The following is an 18,385-nucleotide window of genomic DNA, read 5'->3' on the forward strand; positions in this document are numbered from 1 at the left end:
GTGGACCACGGTGCCGTCCGGCGCGGTCGCCTCCACCTGGCCCTGGGCCGCGGCCGTGCCGGCCGCCAGATCGTAGGAAACGCTCTCCCCGCGCAGGGTGTGGCCGCGGGTGCGCAGATAGACGCGGTCGTCCGGTCCGCCCTGGGCGGTGACCACATCGCCCTCGCGCCGGGCGCTCTCGGCCTCGACATAAACAGCGTCGGGCGTCAGGCCGTCCGCCGCCGGCGCGGATGGCGGCGCGCCCGGCTGCGCCTGCGCCAGCACAGGCGTGGCCAGAGGCGCGCAGGCGATCAAGGCCGCGCCGGCCAGCAGCCGGTGCCTCAGGACATTCGAGCGGCGCTCGCGGCGATCACCCTGCATATGCCATCCGTGGTTGGGAGCCTGTTGGAGGAGCGGGCGGTCCGCTTAGCCGTCTTCGGTATAGAACAGCAAGGTGAAGGCGGCGAGCGCCGTCAGGATCGGCGGCAGCCAGGCGGCCACGAAGGCCGGCGCCACCTCGGCCGAGCCCATCGCCGCCGAAAACTGGTTCAGGAAGAAGAAGGCGAATCCAAGCACCACCGCCGCCACGCTCATTCGCGCCATGTCGCCCAGCCGCATCAGCCGCAGCGAGAACGCCGCTGCCAGGATCGACATGGCCGCGAACACCAGCGGCGTGGCCAGCAACTGCTGGAAGCGCAGACGATAGGCGGTGGAGCTGAACCCCGCGTTCTCGATGCGCTGGATCTGGTTGGGCAGGGACCAGAAAGGCGTCGACTGCGGTCGGGCGAACCGCTCGAACGCCTCCTCGTCGGCCAGGCTGGAGGGCAGGTCCAGCGTCGAATAGGTCACCGCCCGCTGTCCGACGGTGGCGCCGGTCGCATCCTGCAGCCGCCAGCGGCCCGCGCTGAGGGCGGCCGACTGGGCGTCGATCCGTTCCGAGAAGGTGCGGCCGCCGCCGGGCTGGGTCGTGTAGATGAAGAAGGTGACGTCCAGCAGGCGGGCGTTGGTCCGGTCCTGGCGACCGGCGCGGATGATCATCTGGCGCTGGTCGTCGCCTTCGCGCAGCCAGATGGCCTCCGGCGGTCCCGCGCCCGGCGCCGTGCCGGAGATAGGGGCGCGCTCGCGCTGCCACATGGCGTCCCCCGCAGAGGCCATCGGCCCCAGGACCGTCACGGTCAGCACGCCGAGCAGGAAGGCCATCCCGGCTGAGGGCAGCACGAAGCGCCACGCCGAAACCCCCGCCGCGCGCATGGCGATCAGTTCGCTGCGCCGGTTCAGGCCGATGTAGGCGCCCAGCGTCCCGAACAGGAAGACGAAGGGGAACAACTGCACGATCACCGCCGGCGACTTGATCGCCACCAGTCCGAGGATGCGCAGCGCCGACAAATCCTGGTTGGAGCCGACGCCGCGCGACACCTCGACGAAGTCGATCAGCATCACCAGCGCCGAAATCACAGCCAACGCCGTGGCCAGCGAGCGAAGCTGCTGGATCAGCACATAGCGTTCGATGCGGCCGATGCGCGGCAGTCGGCGCGCCGCGGACAGGGAGGGCAGGGCCAGGGTCATGCGAACCTCGCCTTCAGGCGGCGGACGACGGGTTGAAGCCGGCTGCGGCGTGGTTTCAACGCGCGGAACAGCACTCTCATGGCGATGCCCAGGGCGACCAGCGGCGCCACGTACTGCAGCACGTTCATCCATCCGTTCCAGGCGCTGGCGGCCACCAGGCCATAGCCGATCACCCGGGCCAGCAGGAAGAAGCCCGCAGCCTTGGCGATGCGCCAACTGTAACCGCTGCGGCTGAAGGCGCCGCCCAGGATCGCCGCCAGCGCCATGGCCATGGCGACCAGCACATACAGCGGCGACGACAGCCGGGAATGCGCCTCCGCCAGCAGCTCGCCACGCGATCCTGCGCTTTCCAGCACGCGCGGCGACGGGTTCAGCAACTGGCGCAGATAGAGGTCGGAGGGCTTGTAGCGAATGGTCTCGGCCACGTCGGCGAACGGCGCCAGGGAGAAGTCGTAGCGCTGGAACGACAGGGTCTCCAGCACGCCGTTGGACGAGTAGCGCTGGGCCGAGCCGTCGATCATCGTCAGGATCGGCTGGCCGGTCGCGTCGCGGCCGAACCGGGCCTCGCCGGCGTTCCAGGTCGTCACCTCGTCGCCGTCCACCAGATAGACGAACAGGTTCACCAGCAGGCCGCTCTGCTCGATCTGCTGGACATAGACGGTCAGGCCGTTAGGCCCCTGGACGAACTGGCCCTCCTCGACCAACAGGGCGGCCAGATCGGTGCGGATGGCGAAGGCCTGTCGGCGCACCTCGTGCTGCGCCCACGGCAGCATGAACAGGTTGATGAACAGCGCCAGGATGGCGCCCAAGAGGGCCAGCCGGGCCGCGGGCGCGATCACCTGCCAGCGCGTCATGCCGCCTGCGAAGGCCGCGGTCATCTCCTGCTCGCGCTGGAGACGGGTCAGGGCGATCAGGGCGCCGATGAACAGGCCGATCGGCAGGATCACCGCCAGCAGTTGCGGCAGGGCCAGCAGCGTCAGCTTCACCATCACCCACACGCTCTGGCCGCGTTCGACGATGACCTCCAGTTGGTCCAGGCTCTGGCTTAGCACGCCGATGCCAGCCAGCGCGGCGCACGCCGCCACCACGGGCAGGGAAATCTGTCGGAAAAGGTAGCGCTGAATCAGAGTCATGGGCGGCTGGACTTCGCCCGGTTGCAGGCGGCGATATTGAGGCGCATCTAGTAGCACATCGGGGCGCGTCGGCGACAAGCGGACGCGCCATTGTGTTTTTTCAAGCTGACGCCGGGTGGGGCCTGGCTGGAGTTGCCGCATGAAGATCGAATTCGCCGCCGCCGCCGGTTCCGCCGAAATCCTGGCCGTTCCGGTCCATGAGGACCGCGTGCTGGCGGGGGCGGCGCCCGGACTGGACCAGGCGGCCGGCGGCGCCCTGACCAAGGCCCTCTCCAAGAGCCGCATGACCGGCAAGTCCGGTCAGACCCTGGCCGTCGCGGCGCCTGCGGGCGTGGAGGCCGACAGCGTCCTGCTGGTCGGCGCCGGCGCCGCGGACAAGCTGGACGACCTGGCGGTCGAGGCCTTCGGCGCCAACGCCTACGCCGCGGCCAAGATGTCCGGCGCCGAGGTCCTGACCCTGGATGCGTCCGCTCTGACGCCCGAACAGGCCGCCCGCGCCGCGTTCGCCGCCAGCCTGGCCGCCTATCGCTTCGACAAGTACCGGACCACCGAAAAGGCGGACAAGAAGCCCTCCATCAAGGCCGTCCGCGTCGTCACCTCCGACATCCGCGCCGCCGACGCCGCCTATGAGGCGCTTTCGCCCGTCGCCGACGCCGTGATGTTCGCCCGCGACCTGGTCTCGGAACCGGCCAACGTCCTCTATCCGGCCGAGTTCGCCCGTCGGGTGAAGGAGATGGAGCGCCTGGGCCTGAAGGTCGAGATCCTGGGCGAGGCCGAGATGGAGAAGCTGGGCATGAACACCCTGCTCGCCGTCGGCCAGGGCAGCCGCCGCGAAAGCCAGCTGGCCGTGATCCAGTGGAACGGCGGCGCGGCGGGCGACCAGCCGATCGCCTTCGTCGGCAAGGGCGTGTGCTTCGACACCGGCGGCATCTCCATCAAGCCCGCCGAGGGCATGGAGGACATGAAGTGGGACATGGGCGGCGCCGCCGCCGTCGCGGGGACCATGATGGCCCTGGCCGGCCGCAAGGCCAAGGTCAACGCCGTCGGCGTGTTGGGTCTGGTCGAGAACATGCCCGACGGAAACGCCCAGCGTCCGGGCGACGTGGTGACGTCGATGTCGGGTCAGACCATCGAGGTCATCAACACCGACGCCGAAGGCCGCCTCGTGCTGGCCGACGCCCTCTGGTACACGCAAGGCCGCTTCAAGCCGAAGTTCATGATCGACCTGGCCACCCTGACCGGCGCCATGATCGTGGCGCTGGGCCTCGACTATGCGGGCATCTTCTCGAACTCGGACGAAGTGTCGGATAACATCCTGGCCGCCTCGGAAAAGGTGGGCGAGAACTTCTGGCGGATGCCGATCCCGGATCGCTACAACCAGCACATCGAGTCCAAGATCGCGGACCTGAAGAACATGGGCAATGGCCGCGCCGGCGGCTCCATCACCGCCGCCCTGTTCCTGCAGAAGTTCACCAACGGCGTGCCGTGGGCGCATCTGGACATCGCCCCCACCGCCTGGGCCAACAAGAGCCCCAGCCCGACCGTGCCCGAAGGCGGCGTCGGCTTCGCCGTCCGCACCCTGGACCGCATGGTGGCCGACAAGTACGAGGCCTGAAAATCCTACCCCCCTTGCGGGGGAAGGTGGCCGAGCGGAGCGAGGTCGGATGGGGGGTGTATCCCGGTTTCGACCGGGATAGCATCGCACTGTGGCCATCCATCATCACGACCGCGCTCACGCCCTGGCCCGCGATCTTCGCAAGGCGCAGACGCTCAGCGAGCGCGCCATGTGGCGCCTGCTGCGGGGCCGCCAGCTGGAAGGCCTGCGGTTCCGTCGTCAGGTCCCATTGGGTCCCTATGTCGCCGACTTCTGTTGCCACGCGCTGAAGCTGGTGATCGAACTGGACGGCGGCGTCCATCGCCTGCGAGAAGAGCGCGACGCCGCGCGTGACGCCTGGCTGGGAGAACAGGGCTTTGAGGTTCTCAGGTTCGAGAATGAGGCGGCAGCGCGCAATCCGAACATCGTGCTGGACGCGGTGCGCGCGGCGGCTCGACGGAAAGGCTGGGAGGCGCCCCCCATCCGTCCCGCTGACGCGGGCCACCTTCCCCCGCGAGGGGGGAAGGGCGTGACGGCCAACCCCGAAATCTGGTTCTACCACCTGGAGCGCTCGTCGCTGGATCAGGTGCTGCCGACCCTGCTCGAGAAGACGCTCGAGCGGGGCTGGCGGGCGCTGGTCAAGGCCGGCCCGACCCGGCTGGAAGCGGTCGACGAGTCGCTTTGGACCTATCGCGAAGACAGTTTTCTGCCTCATGGACAGGCCGGGGGACCGCACGACGCGCGCCAGCCGGTGCTGTTGAGCGACACGGGCGAGAACCTGAACGGCGCTCAGGCGCTGTTCATTCTCGACGATGCAGAACTGGGCGCCACGGAAGGGTTCGAACGATGCTTCATCATTTTCGACGGTCGGGACGAATCGGCGCTGCAGCACGCCCGCGGCCGCTGGAAGACGCTGAAGGATCAGGGCGCGACACTGGCCTACTGGCGTCAGACCGACGAGGGGCGCTGGGAAAAGGCGGCCTGATCGTTCTGGCGGGCGCCGCCCTGCTGGCCGCCTGCTCCTCGACTCCCGCCGCCGACGAAGCCGCCCCGCGCGCGGTGGAGCGGGCGCAACTGACTCCGCCCGTCGGGACCCGGATGCCGACCGCCCCGACCGCCGATCTCTGCAAGGCCGGAGAGATGCAATATCTGGTCGGGAAACCGCGCACCGAAATCCCCGTTCCGGTGGATGTGGTGAACCGTCGCGTCACCTGCACGGAATGCGCCATCACCGAGGAGTTCTCGGCCTATCGGCTCAACATCTTCTATGATCGGCAGACCGGGATCATCGAACAGGTGCGGTGCGGCTGACGCTGCGCCCGAGGAGAGGAAACGACCATGAAGACCGCATTCATACTGACGTCCCTGCTGAGCGCCGGCGTGCTGGGCCTGTCTGCCTGCGCTCCGGTGGAGGGCGCCGACCCCATGCCCGGCCCCGGCGACCAGACCGCCTTCAAGCCGTGCAAGGTCGAGGACTATCAGCGCTACGTCGGCCAGAACCGCTCGGCCATCCCGGCGGCGCCGGCCGGCCAGACCTTCCGCGTCCTGTGCACCACCTGCGCGGCCACGATGGACTATCGCGAGAACCGGGTGAACTTCGTCTATGAGGAATCCACCGGCGTCGTCCGCGAGGTGAAGTGCGGCTGATCCTCAGCGGCCGGCCGTGTCGCCGGGCCACAGCGGCCCGCTGAACCGTTTGCCCAGAAAGTCCATCAGGGCCGTGACCCGTGCCGGGCGCGGCCCGCTGCTGGGCGCGACCAGATGCAGAGCGATCGGCGGCAGGCGCCAGTCGGTCATCACAGGCTCCAGACGACCCTCGGCCACGTCCTTCCAGCAGATGAAGTCGGGCAGGGGACTTAGGCCCAGCCCGGCGCACAGAGACGGCAGCAGGGCGTCGGAGTTGTTGGCCCGCAGCGGCCCGGCCGGGCGCACCGCGACTTCTTCGCCCGCGTCGTTGACGAACCGCCACACGTCCGGCGTCGGCATATAGGCATAGCCCAGGCAGGCGTGACGCTTCAGGTCGTCCGGATGCGTCGGCCGCCCGCGCTGGGCCAGATAGTCGGGCGAGGCCACCACGAACCGCTCCACCGGCCGCAGCCGGCGGGCCGTCAGCGAGGAATCCGCCAGGGCGGCGATCCTCAGCGCGCAGTCGAAGCCGCCGCCGACCAGGTCTATCACCTCGTCCGACAGGTGCAGGTCGACCGAGACGTCCGGATGCCGCGCCAGGAACTCGGGCAGGGCCGGCGCGACATAACCCATGCCGAACGACATCGGCGCCGCCAGCCGCACCAGGCCGCGTGGCGTCACCGACATGTCCAGGGCCTCGCTGACCGCCCCTTCCGCTTCGGCCAGCATATGCGCCGCCCGGGCCGCCAGCGTTCGCCCCGCGTCGGTCAGGGCGAAGCGGCGCGAGGTGCGGTGCAGCAGGGTCGTCTTCAACTGCTGCTCCAGCCGGGTCACCGCCTTGGACACCGTCGCCTTCGACAGGCCCAGCGTCTCGGCCGCGCCGGAAAAGGACTGCGTTTCCGCCACCCTCGCGAAGATGGCCAGAGCTTCCAGGTCGGGCAGGCGGGACATGGCTTCTCCGGGGAAACGATGAGTTTCAGCCGTTTCTATTTCTGATCGGTCGCCGATCTCTATCTTGGCGTCAAGCAACAGCGCCGGAACGGTCCGGCGCGGAGGACTTGAACCATGATCGAACGCAGACCCTTCGAAGGCCTGGGCGGCGCCGACCACGGCTGGTTGAACGCCAAACACCACTTCTCCTTCGCGAACTACTACGATCCCAAGCGGATGAGCTGGGGCGCCCTGCGTGTCTGGAACGACGACGAGATCGCCGCCGGCACGGGCTTTCCCCCGCATCCCCACGCCGACATGGAGATCATCACCTATGTCCGCGACGGGGCCATCACCCACGAGGACAGCCTGGGCAACAAGGGCCGCACCGTGGCCGGCGACGTCCAGGTCATGAGCGCCGGCGCCGGCATTCGCCACGCCGAGTACAACGCCGAGCCCGACCTGACCCGCATCTTCCAGATCTGGATCGAACCGACCAGGCGCGGCGAAAAGCCCAGCTGGGGCTCCAAGCCCTTCCCCAAGGGCGACCGGGCGGGCCAGTTCGTGGTCCTGGCCTCGGGCTTCGACGGCGACGCCGACGCCCTGCCGATCCGCACCGACGCGCGGGTCGTGGCCGCCACGCTGAACGCCGGCGACACGGCCGAGTATCCGCTGGGGGCCGCGCGGCGGGCCTATCTGGTGCCCGCCAAGGGCGAGGTCGAGGTCAACGGCGTGCGTCTGAACGCCCGCGACGGCGCCGCCATCGCCCAGGAGGACGTCGTCACCGTCAAGGCGCTCTCGGACGCCGAGATCGTCCTGGTGGACGCGGCCTGAGTTTTGGGATCAACCTCCCCGGTCAAGCTTGGCTTGACCGGGCGAACCCGTTCGGGCGCCCGCTGAACGGGAAGGAGACATTCGAGATGGCGAAATCACTCGGCGCCTGGTCGCCGCGCGCCCTGGCGGCCCTGCGCATCGTCGCGGGCCTGCTGTTCCTGGCCCACGGGGTCGTCAAACTGTTTGGCTTTCCTGAGGGCGCCCAGCCCGGCGAGGTCGAGATCGCCTCGCTGTTCGGCGTCGGCGCCATCATCGAACTGGTCACCGGCGCCCTTCTTATCCTGGGCCTGTTCACCCGCCCGGCCGCCTTCATCGCGTCCGGCCAGATGGCGGTCGCCTACTGGATGTTCCACTTCCCTTCCAGCCCCTATCCGGCGGTGAACGGCGGGGACGCGGCCATCCTGTTCTGCTTCATCTTCCTCTACATCTCCGCCGCCGGCCCCGGCGCCTGGAGCCTGGACAAGCGCTGAGCTTCCCGCGCCTCCCTTCGCCGCCGGCGAGGGGAGGCGTTTGCGGCTATCGCCGTCTGGGCGCGAAGATGTCCGCCAGTCGGTCGCGCGTCCCTTCGATCCGCTCCAGGCGCGGATAGCGCAGGCCGTCGTGGTAGTCGAAGGCGACGGTGCGGAAGCGATCCCCCGTCTTGACCAGCAGCTCGATCGGCGCGTCCGTCCCCTTGGCCGCCGTCACCGCGTCGCGCAGGGCCTCGGCCGACCCCGCCTGGCCGTTCACCGCAACCAGCGTCCAGCCCGCCCCGATCCCGTGGTCGAAGGCCGGGCTTCCCCACCGCACGGCGTTGATCCTGTCGCCCGACAGGGTGAAGCCCAGCGAATACTGGAAGTCGTTGGCCCAGCCGCTCTGAACAGCCTTCTCCGTGGCCGTCAGGTCGTCGACATAGGTCAGGCGATAGCCGGCCCGTTCGATCCCGGCCAGCGGCGCGGTCGCCTCCGGCCCCGCCGCGTCCAGCCGCTGGCGAAGGAAGCCGGCCCAGTCATAGGGATGCACCGCGTTTAGCGCGGCGACCACGTCCTGGAAGGTATAGCCCTGCGGCGTCCATGAGCCGTCGTCATGGCCGAAGAAGCGCTTGGCGAAATCGTCCAGCGAGCGGCGATTGTTCGTCGCCTCGCGGATCAGGGTGTCGGCGTCGAGCCAGATCAGCAGGCTCTCGCGATAATAGTCGCCGGTGCCCCGCATCCACGACGTCCATTGGCCCGGCACGCGGTAGCCCAGCAGATTGTGGTTGTTCACGTCCTGCAGCGGCCGCCATTCGCGGCCCGGCTGGTTGGCGTAGAAGGCGGCGATGGTCGCCAGGGCGATGCGCGCCTCGTCGAGCGAATGCAGGCCCGATCGCGCCGCCAGCACGTCTCCCCAGTATTCCGTCTGTCCTTCATAGACCCACAGCAGGGTGTTCTGGGTCGGAACGTTGTGGTTGGCGGTCAACTCGTCGGCCGGCCGCATGAACTTGCCGTTCCACGAGTGGGTGTATTCGTGCGGCAGCAGGGCGCGGTCGCCGGCGCTCTTGTTCCAGGCGCTGAAGAAGTCCGGCGCCGAGGTGTTCTCGGAACTGCGGTGATGCTCCAGCCCGATGCCGCCCATCTGGTCGGTCAGGCCGAACAGGAATTCGTAGGTGTCGAAATGGCGCGCGCCGAACAGGCGGTCGGCTTGGGTCACCATGTTTTCATACAGGCCCAGCTGCTCGGCGCTGGGCTGGATGCTCTTGGCCTCGTCGCCGAACAGGTTCAGCCAGACGCGGTCGCCGGCGGGGTCGATGTCGATCCGCCTGTGATGCGCCCCGGCGAACAGGGGGCTGTCGATCAGGGTGTAGAGGTCGGTCTCAGCGAACCGCACCCAGCCGTCCTCACCCGGCGTGGCCGGCAGGGCCGAGGCCTGGGCCCAGCCGGCGGGCAACCGCACGGAGGGGGCCACGGCGATGCGGCTGGCGAAATAGCCGGCCGGATACAGGATCGCCTTCTCCCACTGCAGGTTCAGCATCGACGGCGCCTGGGTCACGCGCCATTGTCCTGGTGGCTGGGTCAGCCATTGGAACCGCACCTCGATGGCCTCGACGCCCGCCGGAATGTCGAGATGGAACGTCCACGGGTCCAGGGTGTCGCGCACCCATTCGATCCGCTGGCCGTTCGCCGTCACCGTCAGCCCCGACAGCAGCTGGATCGGCCCGGTCGCCGCATGGTTGCCCGGCAGATATTTCGGATAGAGCAGCGTCAGCGGCCCGGCCTGGGCGACGGGAATGGTCTGCTCCACCTGGACGATGCGCCGGTCCAGGTCGCTGACGTCGGCGCGGTACTGGATCACGCCGGGATAGGGCCGGTCCTGCGGCGCCGGGATCGTCGGCTGCGACCGGGGCAGGGCCAGGGCGGCCTGGCGGGGATCGGTCACGACAGGCGTGGAGCGGAAGTCCTGCGCCAGGACCGGAGCGGCGGCGCCGCAGAGCAGGGCGGCCAGGCAGGCGGCGGTCAGGCGTGTACGCGACATCGAGGCATCCGGGCTGAAGAGGGGAGGCGCAACCTCGACCGCGCGCCTCCCCTTCGTCAACCCGCGGTCAGCGCCGACGCGGCGTCAGAATGTCGCCCAGCCGGTCCGGCGTCCCCTCGATCCGCTCCAGCCGCGGATAGCGAAGGCCATCGTGGTAGTCGAAGCGGATGGTGCGATACTGGTCGCCGTCCTTGACGATCATCTCCACCGGCGTCGCCGGATCCTTGGCGGCGGTGATCGCCTCGGCGATGCCGTCCGCATCGGCGGCGCGGCCGTTGACCGCCACGATCTCCATGCCGACGGCCAGCCCCGCCTTGAAGGCCGGGCTGCCCCACTGGACGCTGCGGATGTTGTTCGACTCCCCCGTCTGGAAGCCCAGCGAATAGGTGAAGTCGTTGCGCTTCAGCTCCTTGTACAGCGTCTTCTGGTAGTCGCTGGGCGCCTCGGCATAGGTCAGCCGCCAGCCGCCCCGCACCAGGCCGTCCAGCGGCGCGCCGGGCCCGTGCCCGTCCAGCCGGGTCCTCAGGAAGGTCGCCCAGTCGTTGGCGACCACGCCGTTCAGCGCGGCGACCACGTCGTCGAAGGTATAGGGCTTCGGGTCATAGCTGCCGTCCTCGATCCCGTAGAAGGCCTTGGCGAAATCATCCAGCGACTTCCTGCCGTTGGTCCGCTCCCGGATCGTCGTGTCCACGTCCAGCCAGATCAGCTGGCCTTCCGAATAGTAGTCCTCGTCCCGCTGCCAGCTCAGCCAGCCCTTGGGTTGGCGCTGGCTGATGATCGGGTCGTTGGTGGTGTCCTGCATGGCCCGCCATTCGCGCCCGACGCGGGTGTCGTAGGCCGCCGCCGTCATCGCCAGGCTGTCCATCGCCTGCTGCTTGCTCAGCAGGCCCGAGCGCGCGGCGATCACCTGGCCGTAGTATTGCGTCTGGCCCTCATAGACCCATAGCAGACTGTTCTGCAGCGGCGTGTTGAAATTGGGCACATACTGGTCGGCGGGCCGGCGCCACTTGCCGTCCCAAGAGTGGTTCATCTCGTGCGACAGCAGGTCCCGGTCGCCCAGATGCGTGTCCCAGCCAGTGAAGAACTCCGGGTCAACGGAGTTCTCGGAACTGCGGTGGTGTTCCAGCCCGATGCCGCCCAGCTTGTCGGTCATGGCGATCAGGAAGTCGTAGTGATCGAAGTGGCGCGCGCCGTACAGCCGGTCCATCTGCGTCACCAGGTTCCGCAGGGTCTGGATCTGCTCGTCGGTGGCCTCCAGGCTGGCGGCCTTGTCGGCGACGAAGTTGGCCCGCACCGGCGAGCGGCCGCCTGGATCCAGGTCGATCTGACGATAGTGGACGCCGGCGAAGACCGGGCTGTCGATCAGCACCTCCAGGTTCACCGGCTTGAAGGTCTGGACGTCGGCCGCCTTGGTCTCGGGCTCCAGCGCCGTGCCGAACGCCCAGCCGGTCGGCAGCTTGACGCTGGGGTGCAGTGTGATGTTCCGCGACCAGTGACCGGCCGGATACAGCAGCATCTTCTCCCACTGGATGTTCAGCATCTCGGGCGTCATCGTGATGCGCCCCTGGTTCCCGGTCGTGGGCGACAGGTGCTGCATCCGCGCCACGATCTCGGTCGCGCCGGCCGGCACGTCGATGTGGAAGGCGAAGGGATGCAGGGTGTCGCGCACCCACTCCACCCGTTGGCCGTTCGCCGTGATCTCCAGCCCCGCCAGCTGGGCGATCGGCCCCACAGGTCCGTGGTTGCCCGGCAACCATTCAGGGAAGAACAGCGTCATCGGTCCGGGAGCGGCGACCGGGATCGTCTCGGTCACGTCGAAGATGTGCTGGCTCAGGTTGGTGGCGTCGACATCCAGCCGGATCACCCCCGGATAGGCGACGTCCCGCACCGCCGGGATCGGCGGCAGGCTGATCGGCAGGGCCGGCGCCGCGGCGCCCGGTCCGGCCTGCGCCAGGGCGGCCGGCGCGGTCGAGGAGAGCAGAAGGACGGCGAGGCCAGCGGCGCTCAGGCGGGATCGGGACATCGGATACTCGTGAAGGCTGACGCGAAGGGCGCGACAGTCCGCCGCACCCCCGCCGCCGTCAAGCCCGCACGGCCAAGTCCGCGATCAGGCGGCCGGATTGACCTCGAGCAGCTCGACCGTGAAGCGCAGGGTCGAGTTCGGCGGCAGTTCGCCGCCGCCCACCCAGCGCGAGCCATAGGCCAGGTCGGACGGGATCACGAACTCGAACGTCTCGCCGACGTGCATCAGCGCGACCCCCTCGGTCCAGCCCTTGATGACCCGGTTCAGNNCCGCGATAGTGGACCTTGACCGTGTCGGTCGCGACGGGTTGCGGCGCGCCTGGATGGGCCTTGCCGACGCGGCGGTATTGCAGACCGCTTTCGGTGGTGGTCCAGCCGCGCCGCGCGCCGTTCCAGGCCAGATAGGCGCGGTTGCCCGCGTCCCAGCCTTCCTGCGTGCCCGGCGTCGCCACGTTGTCGGCCGCGCGCGCGGCGGCCAGCGACGTCTCCTCGTAGCTGACGGGCGTGTGCGCGCAGGCGGCGACGATCAGGGCGGAGGCGCTCAGGGCCAAGAATCGCAGGGTCATAGCCAAGGCTTAGCAGGTCCGTCGCCCGTTCTCACCTGCTCAGTCGCGGTCGGGCGCGCCCAGCGGAAAGTAGCTTCGATACGGGCGCGCTTCCTCCACCGCCCGGGCCATCGCCGGCCGCGCCAGGAGCCGCGCGCGATAAGCCCTCAGCGCCTCGAACCGCTCGGGGATCGGATAGGTCCAGTCGGCGTAGAACAGCGCCGGCCCGGCTCCGCAGTCGGCCAGGGAGAAGCCGTGATCGGTCGCCCATTCGCGGCCCTGCATCCGCTCGTCCAGCCACGGATAGATATTGTCAAACGTCGCCGCCGCCTCCGCCACGCTCGGAGGGTGGCGCTGATCCTCCGGACGTAGGGCGTCGTAGATGAAGGCCTGCTGCGGGCCGTTGACGTAGTTGTCGAAGATCCGATCCATCATCCGCACCTCGACGGCGGCGACAGGATCAGCCGGAACCAGCCACGCCGCCTCAGGCCGCGTCGCCGCCAGATATTCGATGATGGCCGTGGCCTCGACGATGGTCGTGTCACGGTCTTGCAGCACCGGAAATCGCTTCAGCGGCCACAGCGCCGCCAACTCCTCCCCGACGCCCGGTTCCTCGAGGTGACGCATTTCGAACGACGTATCCGCCTCATAGAAGGCCACGATCGCCTTCTGGCAGTAGGACGAGAAGGGATGGGCGTAGAGTTTCATCGCGGATCTCGATGGTTATGAAACATAACCATGAAATGGCGTCGTCCTATCGTCAAGTGCGGTGGATTTGCAAAATCGACTCTTTGCACTTTCGCAAATGGCAAAGCCTGTCTAGAAGCCGCGTCCGACTTCGACGGGAGGATTTCATGACTCGACGCCTGGCTCTGACGGCGACCGCGGCCCCAGCTTGCATCGCGGCGGCCTGCCTCGTGGCTCCGGCCGCCTGGGCCCAGAGCGCCCCCACGGCCCTGGACGAGGTGGTGGTCACCGGCTCGCGCATCGCCGGCGGCGATCGCCTGGCGCCCGTCGATGTGGTGGACCGCCGGACCTTCGCCGCCGCCGGCGTGTCCGACGCTTCGCAACTGGTCCGCCTGCTGACCGCCAACTCGGGGTCGGAAGCCCAGGTCGACCAGTTGAACCAGCCGCAAAGCTCGGGCACGGCCCAGTTCAACCTGCGCAATCTCGGCCTGGGTTCGACCCTGGTCCTGGTCGACGGCCAGCGCTGGACCAACAGCGCGGTGGTCGCCACCGACGGTTCGGCCTTCGTCGACATCAACTCTCTGGTCCCGATGATCGCGCTGGAGCGGGTCGAGGCGGTCAAGGACGGGGCCTCGGCCGTCTATGGCTCAGACGCCGTGGCCGGCGTGGTCAACTTCATCACCCGCAAGGGCGTGGCTCGCCCCGAGATCAGCGCCAAATACGCCGTCGCCGACGGTTCGGAAGAAACGGTCATCGAAGCCATCGGCGGCCTGTCGCTGGCGGGCGGCGACCTGACGCTGGCGGCTTCGCATTTCCACCGTTCGGCCCTGGGCTCGGACGAGCGCGACTTCACCCAGGCCAAAACCTACGGTCGCGCCGCCTGGACCGCCGTGACCAGCTACGGCCAGCCGGGGTCCTATTATCGCCCTAGCCAGGGAGGCTATTCGCCGGACCCGGACTGCGACGACGCCGCCTTCGACGACGCCTATCGCAACACCCCGACCGACAGCTTCTGCCGCCTGGACTATTCCGACTTCTTCGACCTGACGCCGGAAGAGACGCGCACCCAGCTGTTCGCCGACTATCGTCGTCCGATGGCCGGCGCCGATCTCTGGCTCCAAGGCGCCTGGTCCTCGACCGAGACCGTCGCGCGCCAGTCGCCGTCCCTGCCGATCCTGGCGCGAAGCCTGACCGTTCCCGCCTCGCACCCCGACAATCCCTTCGGCGAGGACGTGCTGTTCCGGGGTCGTCTGCTGGGTGCCGAGGCAGGCGCTTCTGTCGCCGACTTCGCCTACCGGACCTGGCGTCTGGCCGGGGGCCTGTCGGGGGACTTCGCCAACGGCTGGACCTGGGACCTGTCGGCGACCGCCAGCCGCCAGCACGTCGCCTACGACAAGCCCGACGTGATCGGCAGCGCGCTGCAGAACGCCCTGAACGGCCTCGGCGGTCCCGGTTGCGATCCGGCGACGGGAACGGCCGGCGTCGGCGCCTGCCGCTATTTCAACCCGTTCGGCAGCGCGTATCTGGGCACGGGTACGACCAATGACGCCGATCTGATCGACAGCCTGATCGGCTCCACCGGCCTGCGCGGCGCGGCCGGTCTGACGACCCTGGACGCCTCGACCGGCGGCCAGGCCCTGGCATGGGGCGGCGGCGCGATCGACCTGGCCCTGGGCGCCCAATATCGGCGCAGCACCTTCCGTCACGACTGGAGCGACCGGGTGAACGCCGGCGACCTGCTGACGGCCGGCTATTCGCCCGACTTCGACGGCGCGCAGGAGGCCCTGGCCGCCTTCGCCGAGGCCCGCGTCCACCTGGGCGACCGCATCGAGGCGCAACTGGCCGCGCGCTATGAATCCTACGACGGCGACGACGGCCAGATCAGCCCCAAGGTCGCCGTGCGCTGGGACGCGACCGACGCCCTGGCCCTGCGCGCCTCGTGGAGCCAGGGTTATCGCGCGCCGTCGGTTTACGCCCTGACCGGCGCCCAGGCGGCCCAGCCGTCGGTGTTCGACCGGGGCGCCTTCGTCTTCGTCAACACCCTGACCTCTGGCGACAACGACCTGAAGCCGGAGGAGTCCGAAAGCCTGACCCTAGGCGTCCTGTGGCGGCCCTTGCCGGGGCTGGAACTGGGCGTCGACGCCTGGCGCTTCGACTATACGAACCTGGTCGTGAAGGAATCGGCCCAGGCGATCATCGACCAGGCCGCCGCCGACGATGCGGCCGGCCTGACGGGCACGCCAGCGCAGCAGCGCGTCACGCGCTCAGGCGCCGGCGCCCTGACCTTCGTGCAGCTCTATTTCACCAACGCCTCGTCGATCGAGACGCAAGGGCTGGACCTGTCGGCGCGCTATTCGCGCGACCTGTGGGGCGGCGCCGCCAGCGCGTCCGCGACCTGGACCCATGTGGACCGCTACGACATCCGCCTGGCGTCCGGCGCGGCCGCGACCTCGGGCGTGGGCTGGACCAATCTGAACACCCTGGGCCGCTCCCTGCCGCAGGATCGCGGCGAGTTCGCCCTGTCCTGGGTGAACGCCGCCCACAGCCTGACGGCCCTGGTCCACTACACCTCGGGCTATCGCAACGACCGCAGCGGCATCACCGATCCGAAGATCGCCAGACAGACCACGATGGACCTGCTCTACACCCGCACGATTGGCGCCGACCTGGATTTGTCGCTGGGCGTGGTCAACCTGACCGACGAGGACCCGCCGCTGGCCCAGTTCGCCCTCGGCTACGACCCCGTCGTCGCCGACCCGCGCGGGCGAGTGGTCAGCCTGGGGCTGACGAAGCGGTTCTGATGACGCCATGAGCTGCTGGGGTAGGGCTCCGCGAGTAGCAGAACGGGGGTCCCAGAGCCTTTGCGGAAATCGTCTTGCTTACCGTCACCTGAGACCGCCACAGACCCAGATGGCCTGCGCCCCTCATCGGATACCGGGTCCGGTAACCGATGAAACGGAGGCGGATCGGCTGCACCGGCTGGCACGAACCGTCTGACCCAGATCTTTCCCCGACAGCCTCGAGCTCAGGCTGATCGGCCCATTCTAGCCAATCCGCCTCTTCATAGCGCGGCGGCTCGGCAGGGACACCGTGCGCGCCTTCAATGAAGGTCGATCCTTCGAACTCATAAAGCCAGACGCCGGAGAACTCCCGTGTCGGCCCGTCGATCCCTCGTTGCGAGCACGATGGAAGGGCGAAGCTGAAGACCGCGACGATGATCCATCGGCTTCTCATGCAGGAGCAAATCCGCTTTCTTGACGCCGCGATACGGTCGATGATCGGCCGGGTTTTCCGAGTGCGAACCCTACGATGGCTTTTGTTCTATACGGCATCCCCAACTGCGACACCGTCAAGAAGGCGCGCGTCTGGCTGGACCAGCACGGCGTGGATTACGTCTTCCACGACTACAAGAAGGCTGGCGCCGACCGCGCCAAGCTGGAGCAGTGGGTGGACGAGCACGGCTGGGAGACGGTGCTCAACCGCGCCGGCACGACGTTCAAGAAGCTGCCCGACGCCGCCAAGGCCGACCTGGATCGCGACAAGGCCGTCGCCCTCATGCTGGCCCAGCCCTCGATGATCAAACGCCCCGTGCTGGACCTGGGCGATCGCCGTCTGGTGGGGTTCAAGCTGGACGCCTATGCGGCGTCGCTGGGATAATCAGGCTTCTGGTGGATACCGGCGCCTCAGCAGGCGGAGTCTTGCACGCCGGACCGGCGGGGTCAGGGAAAGAGCCGCGGCGATCAGACTCATCGCAACCCCCACCAGACCCGCGATGACCAGGTCATGCGTTACGGCGAGCGCAGCGGCGAATCCCAGCACCGCCGGCGCGGCGGCGCCCCATACAATCAGTCGATCCCAATTCGTCATGCCGTCGATGGTGTCATGACGACCTGAACAGGCGGCTAACGCCTCACCCGCCCATCGGCACGACCCGGCATCGCCGCACGATCTGCGGATGCAGCGCGGGGGCGGCGCAGACCAGGCTGGCCTGGCGCGGGTCGGGGCGGTTGAAGCGCCAGGGGCGGCCGTGGTGATCGCTGACCACGGCGCCCGCTTCTTCGGCGATCAGGCTGCCGGCCGCCACGTCCCAGTCCCACTTGGGCGTCAGCGCGATGGCCGCGTCGAAGGCGCCGGCCGCCACCAGGGCCATGCGATAAGCCAGGGCGTTGCGCTTCTCGAACCGCACCGACGGCCAGGGCTCGGCCCAGTGCGGCCCCTCGATCAGTCGCGCGTCGCCCAGGAAGGACGCGTCTTCCAGCGCATCGACATCGGACGCCGCGATGGGCCGGCCGTTACGGGCCGCGCCGCCGCCTCGCGTCGCCGCATAGGTCTCGCCGACCTCGGGCGCATGGATCACGGCGGCGACCACCGCGCCGTCCTCGACCACGGCGATCGGCACGCACCACCACGGCGTCCGCTTCATATAGGCGACGGTGCCGTCGATCGGATCGACCACGAAGATGCGCCGCCGGGACATCCGATCCGGCGAATCCGCCGTCTCCTCCGACAGCCAGCCATAGTCGGGCCGCGCGCCTAGCAACCGCTCGCGCAACAAGGCGTCGACCTTCAGGTCGCCGCTGGTGACGGGCGAACCGCCGGGCTTGGCCTCGATCTTCAGCCCCGCCTCGCGCTCGGCCAGAGCCAGCGCGCCGGCGTCGATCGCCGCCTGGCGGATCAGTTCGAGGTCGGCGGCCAAGTCGATCATTTGCCGGCGATGGCTACCGCGTCGAACATCAGGCTGGGCACGTTGAAGGCGCCCCGGAACTCCAGGTCCGAGCCGCGCTGGATGCGCAGGTAGAGGTCCGTCAGCTTGCCGGCCACCGTCACCTCGCTGACCGGATAGGCGATCTCGCCGTCCTCGAACCAGAAGCCCGACACCCCGGCCGACCAGTCGCCGGTGTTGCCGTTCAGCGAGGGGCCGAACATGGAGGTGATCAGCAGGCCCGTTCCGGCCTGCGCCATCAGGGCGTCAAGATCGC

At 68.8% G+C, this 18,385-nt stretch carries 17 protein-coding genes and 2 pseudogenes; 9 read left to right on the forward strand and 10 right to left on the reverse strand.

The features are described 5' to 3' along the window. The 3 genes and pseudogenes from B2U11_RS08275 to B2U11_RS08285 form a co-directional block, all read right to left on the reverse strand. A pseudogene (locus B2U11_RS08275) lies at positions 1 to 360 on the reverse strand (LPS-assembly protein LptD); the annotation flags it as partial. Positions 361 to 405: 45 nt separating this feature from the next. Further along, positions 406 to 1,545, reverse strand: a complete 1,140-nt coding sequence (gene lptG / locus B2U11_RS08280; protein ID WP_292071029.1) for an LPS export ABC transporter permease LptG — start codon at positions 1,543 to 1,545, stop codon at positions 406 to 408. Next, positions 1,542 to 2,678 carry an LptF/LptG family permease gene (locus B2U11_RS08285; RefSeq protein WP_292071030.1) on the reverse strand — a complete coding sequence of 379 codons (1,137 nt, stop codon included), beginning with the start codon at positions 2,676 to 2,678 and terminating at the stop codon, positions 1,542 to 1,544. The genes lptG and B2U11_RS08285 overlap by 4 nt, the downstream gene beginning before the upstream one ends. Before the next feature lie 139 nt (positions 2,679 to 2,817). Here B2U11_RS08285 and B2U11_RS08290 point away from each other — a divergent pair, with 139 nt between their 5' ends. The 5 genes and pseudogenes from B2U11_RS08290 to B2U11_RS08310 all read left to right on the forward strand — a co-directional run bounded on the left by B2U11_RS08290 (position 2,818) and on the right by B2U11_RS08310 (position 5,919). After that, a complete protein-coding gene (locus B2U11_RS08290) occupies positions 2,818 to 4,293 on the forward strand; it encodes a leucyl aminopeptidase (protein WP_292071031.1) in 1,476 nt (491 codons plus the stop codon). A gap of 91 nt (positions 4,294 to 4,384) precedes the next feature. Further along, positions 4,385 to 4,708: pseudogene (locus tag B2U11_RS08295) on the forward strand (endonuclease domain-containing protein); the annotation flags it as partial. Positions 4,709 to 4,801: 93 nt separating this feature from the next. After that, positions 4,802 to 5,257: a DNA polymerase III subunit chi gene (locus B2U11_RS08300; RefSeq protein ID WP_292071045.1), complete on the forward strand. Its 456-nt coding sequence runs from the start codon at positions 4,802 to 4,804 to the stop codon at positions 5,255 to 5,257. A gap of 113 nt (positions 5,258 to 5,370) precedes the next feature. Further along, on the forward strand, positions 5,371 to 5,583 hold the full coding sequence (locus B2U11_RS08305; RefSeq protein WP_292071032.1) for a hypothetical protein: 213 nt from the start codon (positions 5,371 to 5,373) through the stop codon (positions 5,581 to 5,583). Positions 5,584 to 5,610: 27 nt separating this feature from the next. Continuing rightward, on the forward strand, positions 5,611 to 5,919 hold the full coding sequence (locus B2U11_RS08310) for a hemolysin (protein ID WP_292071033.1): 309 nt from the start codon (positions 5,611 to 5,613) through the stop codon (positions 5,917 to 5,919). 3 nt (positions 5,920 to 5,922) lie between these two features. On the opposite strand, the gene B2U11_RS08315 is transcribed toward B2U11_RS08310, so the two are convergent. After that, complete coding sequence (locus B2U11_RS08315) at positions 5,923 to 6,849, reverse strand: LysR family transcriptional regulator (protein ID WP_292071034.1); 927 nt, start codon at positions 6,847 to 6,849, stop codon at positions 5,923 to 5,925. 114 nt (positions 6,850 to 6,963) lie between these two features. Here B2U11_RS08315 and B2U11_RS08320 point away from each other — a divergent pair, with 114 nt between their 5' ends. Further along, the gene (locus B2U11_RS08320; RefSeq protein WP_292071035.1) at positions 6,964 to 7,662 is read left to right on the forward strand and encodes a pirin family protein; all 699 of its coding nucleotides are present in this window, start codon (positions 6,964 to 6,966) and stop codon (positions 7,660 to 7,662) included. 86 nt (positions 7,663 to 7,748) lie between these two features. Continuing rightward, positions 7,749 to 8,132 carry a DoxX family protein gene (locus B2U11_RS08325; RefSeq protein WP_292071036.1) on the forward strand — a complete coding sequence of 128 codons (384 nt, stop codon included), beginning with the start codon at positions 7,749 to 7,751 and terminating at the stop codon, positions 8,130 to 8,132. A 46-nt stretch (positions 8,133 to 8,178) separates the two neighbouring features. Here B2U11_RS08325 and B2U11_RS08330 read toward each other — a convergent pair whose 3' ends face one another. From B2U11_RS08330 to B2U11_RS08345, 4 genes are all read right to left on the reverse strand, one after another. Then, positions 8,179 to 10,152 carry a M61 family metallopeptidase gene (locus B2U11_RS08330; protein ID WP_292071037.1) on the reverse strand — a complete coding sequence of 658 codons (1,974 nt, stop codon included), beginning with the start codon at positions 10,150 to 10,152 and terminating at the stop codon, positions 8,179 to 8,181. A gap of 67 nt (positions 10,153 to 10,219) precedes the next feature. Next, on the reverse strand, positions 10,220 to 12,175 hold the full coding sequence (locus B2U11_RS08335; RefSeq protein ID WP_292071038.1) for a M61 family metallopeptidase: 1,956 nt from the start codon (positions 12,173 to 12,175) through the stop codon (positions 10,220 to 10,222). A gap of 84 nt (positions 12,176 to 12,259) precedes the next feature. Further along, on the reverse strand, positions 12,260 to 12,400 hold the full coding sequence (locus tag B2U11_RS08340) for an FKBP-type peptidyl-prolyl cis-trans isomerase (protein ID WP_292071039.1): 141 nt from the start codon (positions 12,398 to 12,400) through the stop codon (positions 12,260 to 12,262). Positions 12,401 to 12,779: 379 nt separating this feature from the next. Beyond that, on the reverse strand, positions 12,780 to 13,427 hold the full coding sequence (locus B2U11_RS08345) for a glutathione S-transferase family protein (RefSeq protein WP_292071040.1): 648 nt from the start codon (positions 13,425 to 13,427) through the stop codon (positions 12,780 to 12,782). Between the two features lie 146 nt (positions 13,428 to 13,573). On the opposite strand from B2U11_RS08345, the gene B2U11_RS08350 reads away from it, so the two are divergent. After that, positions 13,574 to 16,207: a TonB-dependent receptor domain-containing protein gene (locus tag B2U11_RS08350; protein WP_292071041.1), complete on the forward strand. Its 2,634-nt coding sequence runs from the start codon at positions 13,574 to 13,576 to the stop codon at positions 16,205 to 16,207. Between the two features lie 508 nt (positions 16,208 to 16,715). Continuing rightward, positions 16,716 to 17,063, forward strand: coding sequence for an ArsC family reductase (locus B2U11_RS08355; protein WP_292071042.1), 348 nt, complete (start codon positions 16,716 to 16,718; stop codon positions 17,061 to 17,063). 253 nt (positions 17,064 to 17,316) lie between these two features. On the opposite strand, the gene B2U11_RS08360 is transcribed toward B2U11_RS08355, so the two are convergent. Then, the gene (locus B2U11_RS08360; RefSeq protein ID WP_292071043.1) at positions 17,317 to 18,111 is read right to left on the reverse strand and encodes a 3'(2'),5'-bisphosphate nucleotidase CysQ; all 795 of its coding nucleotides are present in this window, start codon (positions 18,109 to 18,111) and stop codon (positions 17,317 to 17,319) included. Continuing rightward, a partial coding sequence (locus B2U11_RS08365) for a metallopeptidase TldD-related protein (protein ID WP_292071044.1) occupies positions 18,108 to 18,385 on the reverse strand: 278 nt, incomplete at its 5' end. The genes B2U11_RS08365 and B2U11_RS08360, both read right to left, overlap by 4 nt.

Source organism: Brevundimonas sp. UBA7534, assembly GCF_002479325.1.
Classification (GTDB): domain Bacteria; phylum Pseudomonadota; class Alphaproteobacteria; order Caulobacterales; family Caulobacteraceae; genus Brevundimonas.

Coding starts and splice junctions, on each gene's coding strand:
- B2U11_RS08325 (WP_292071036.1), top strand. CDS start 7,749: ATGGCGAAATCACTCGGCGCCTGGTCGCCGCGCGCCCTGGCGGCCCTG.
- B2U11_RS08290 (WP_292071031.1), top strand. CDS start 2,818: ATGAAGATCGAATTCGCCGCCGCCGCCGGTTCCGCCGAAATCCTGGCC.
- B2U11_RS08345 (WP_292071040.1), bottom strand. CDS start 13,427: ATGAAACTCTACGCCCATCCCTTCTCGTCCTACTGCCAGAAGGCGATC.
- B2U11_RS08340 (WP_292071039.1), bottom strand. CDS start 12,400: ATGCACGTCGGCGAGACGTTCGAGTTCGTGATCCCGTCCGACCTGGCC.
- lptG (WP_292071029.1), bottom strand. CDS start 1,545: ATGACCCTGGCCCTGCCCTCCCTGTCCGCGGCGCGCCGACTGCCGCGC.
- B2U11_RS08335 (WP_292071038.1), bottom strand. CDS start 12,175: ATGTCCCGATCCCGCCTGAGCGCCGCTGGCCTCGCCGTCCTTCTGCTC.
- B2U11_RS08285 (WP_292071030.1), bottom strand. CDS start 2,678: ATGACTCTGATTCAGCGCTACCTTTTCCGACAGATTTCCCTGCCCGTG.
- B2U11_RS08315 (WP_292071034.1), bottom strand. CDS start 6,849: ATGTCCCGCCTGCCCGACCTGGAAGCTCTGGCCATCTTCGCGAGGGTG.
- B2U11_RS08330 (WP_292071037.1), bottom strand. CDS start 10,152: ATGTCGCGTACACGCCTGACCGCCGCCTGCCTGGCCGCCCTGCTCTGC.
- B2U11_RS08305 (WP_292071032.1), top strand. CDS start 5,371: ATGCCGACCGCCCCGACCGCCGATCTCTGCAAGGCCGGAGAGATGCAA.
- B2U11_RS08310 (WP_292071033.1), top strand. CDS start 5,611: ATGAAGACCGCATTCATACTGACGTCCCTGCTGAGCGCCGGCGTGCTG.
- B2U11_RS08350 (WP_292071041.1), top strand. CDS start 13,574: ATGACTCGACGCCTGGCTCTGACGGCGACCGCGGCCCCAGCTTGCATC.
- B2U11_RS08360 (WP_292071043.1), bottom strand. CDS start 18,111: ATGATCGACTTGGCCGCCGACCTCGAACTGATCCGCCAGGCGGCGATC.
- B2U11_RS08355 (WP_292071042.1), top strand. CDS start 16,716: ATGGCTTTTGTTCTATACGGCATCCCCAACTGCGACACCGTCAAGAAG.
- B2U11_RS08320 (WP_292071035.1), top strand. CDS start 6,964: ATGATCGAACGCAGACCCTTCGAAGGCCTGGGCGGCGCCGACCACGGC.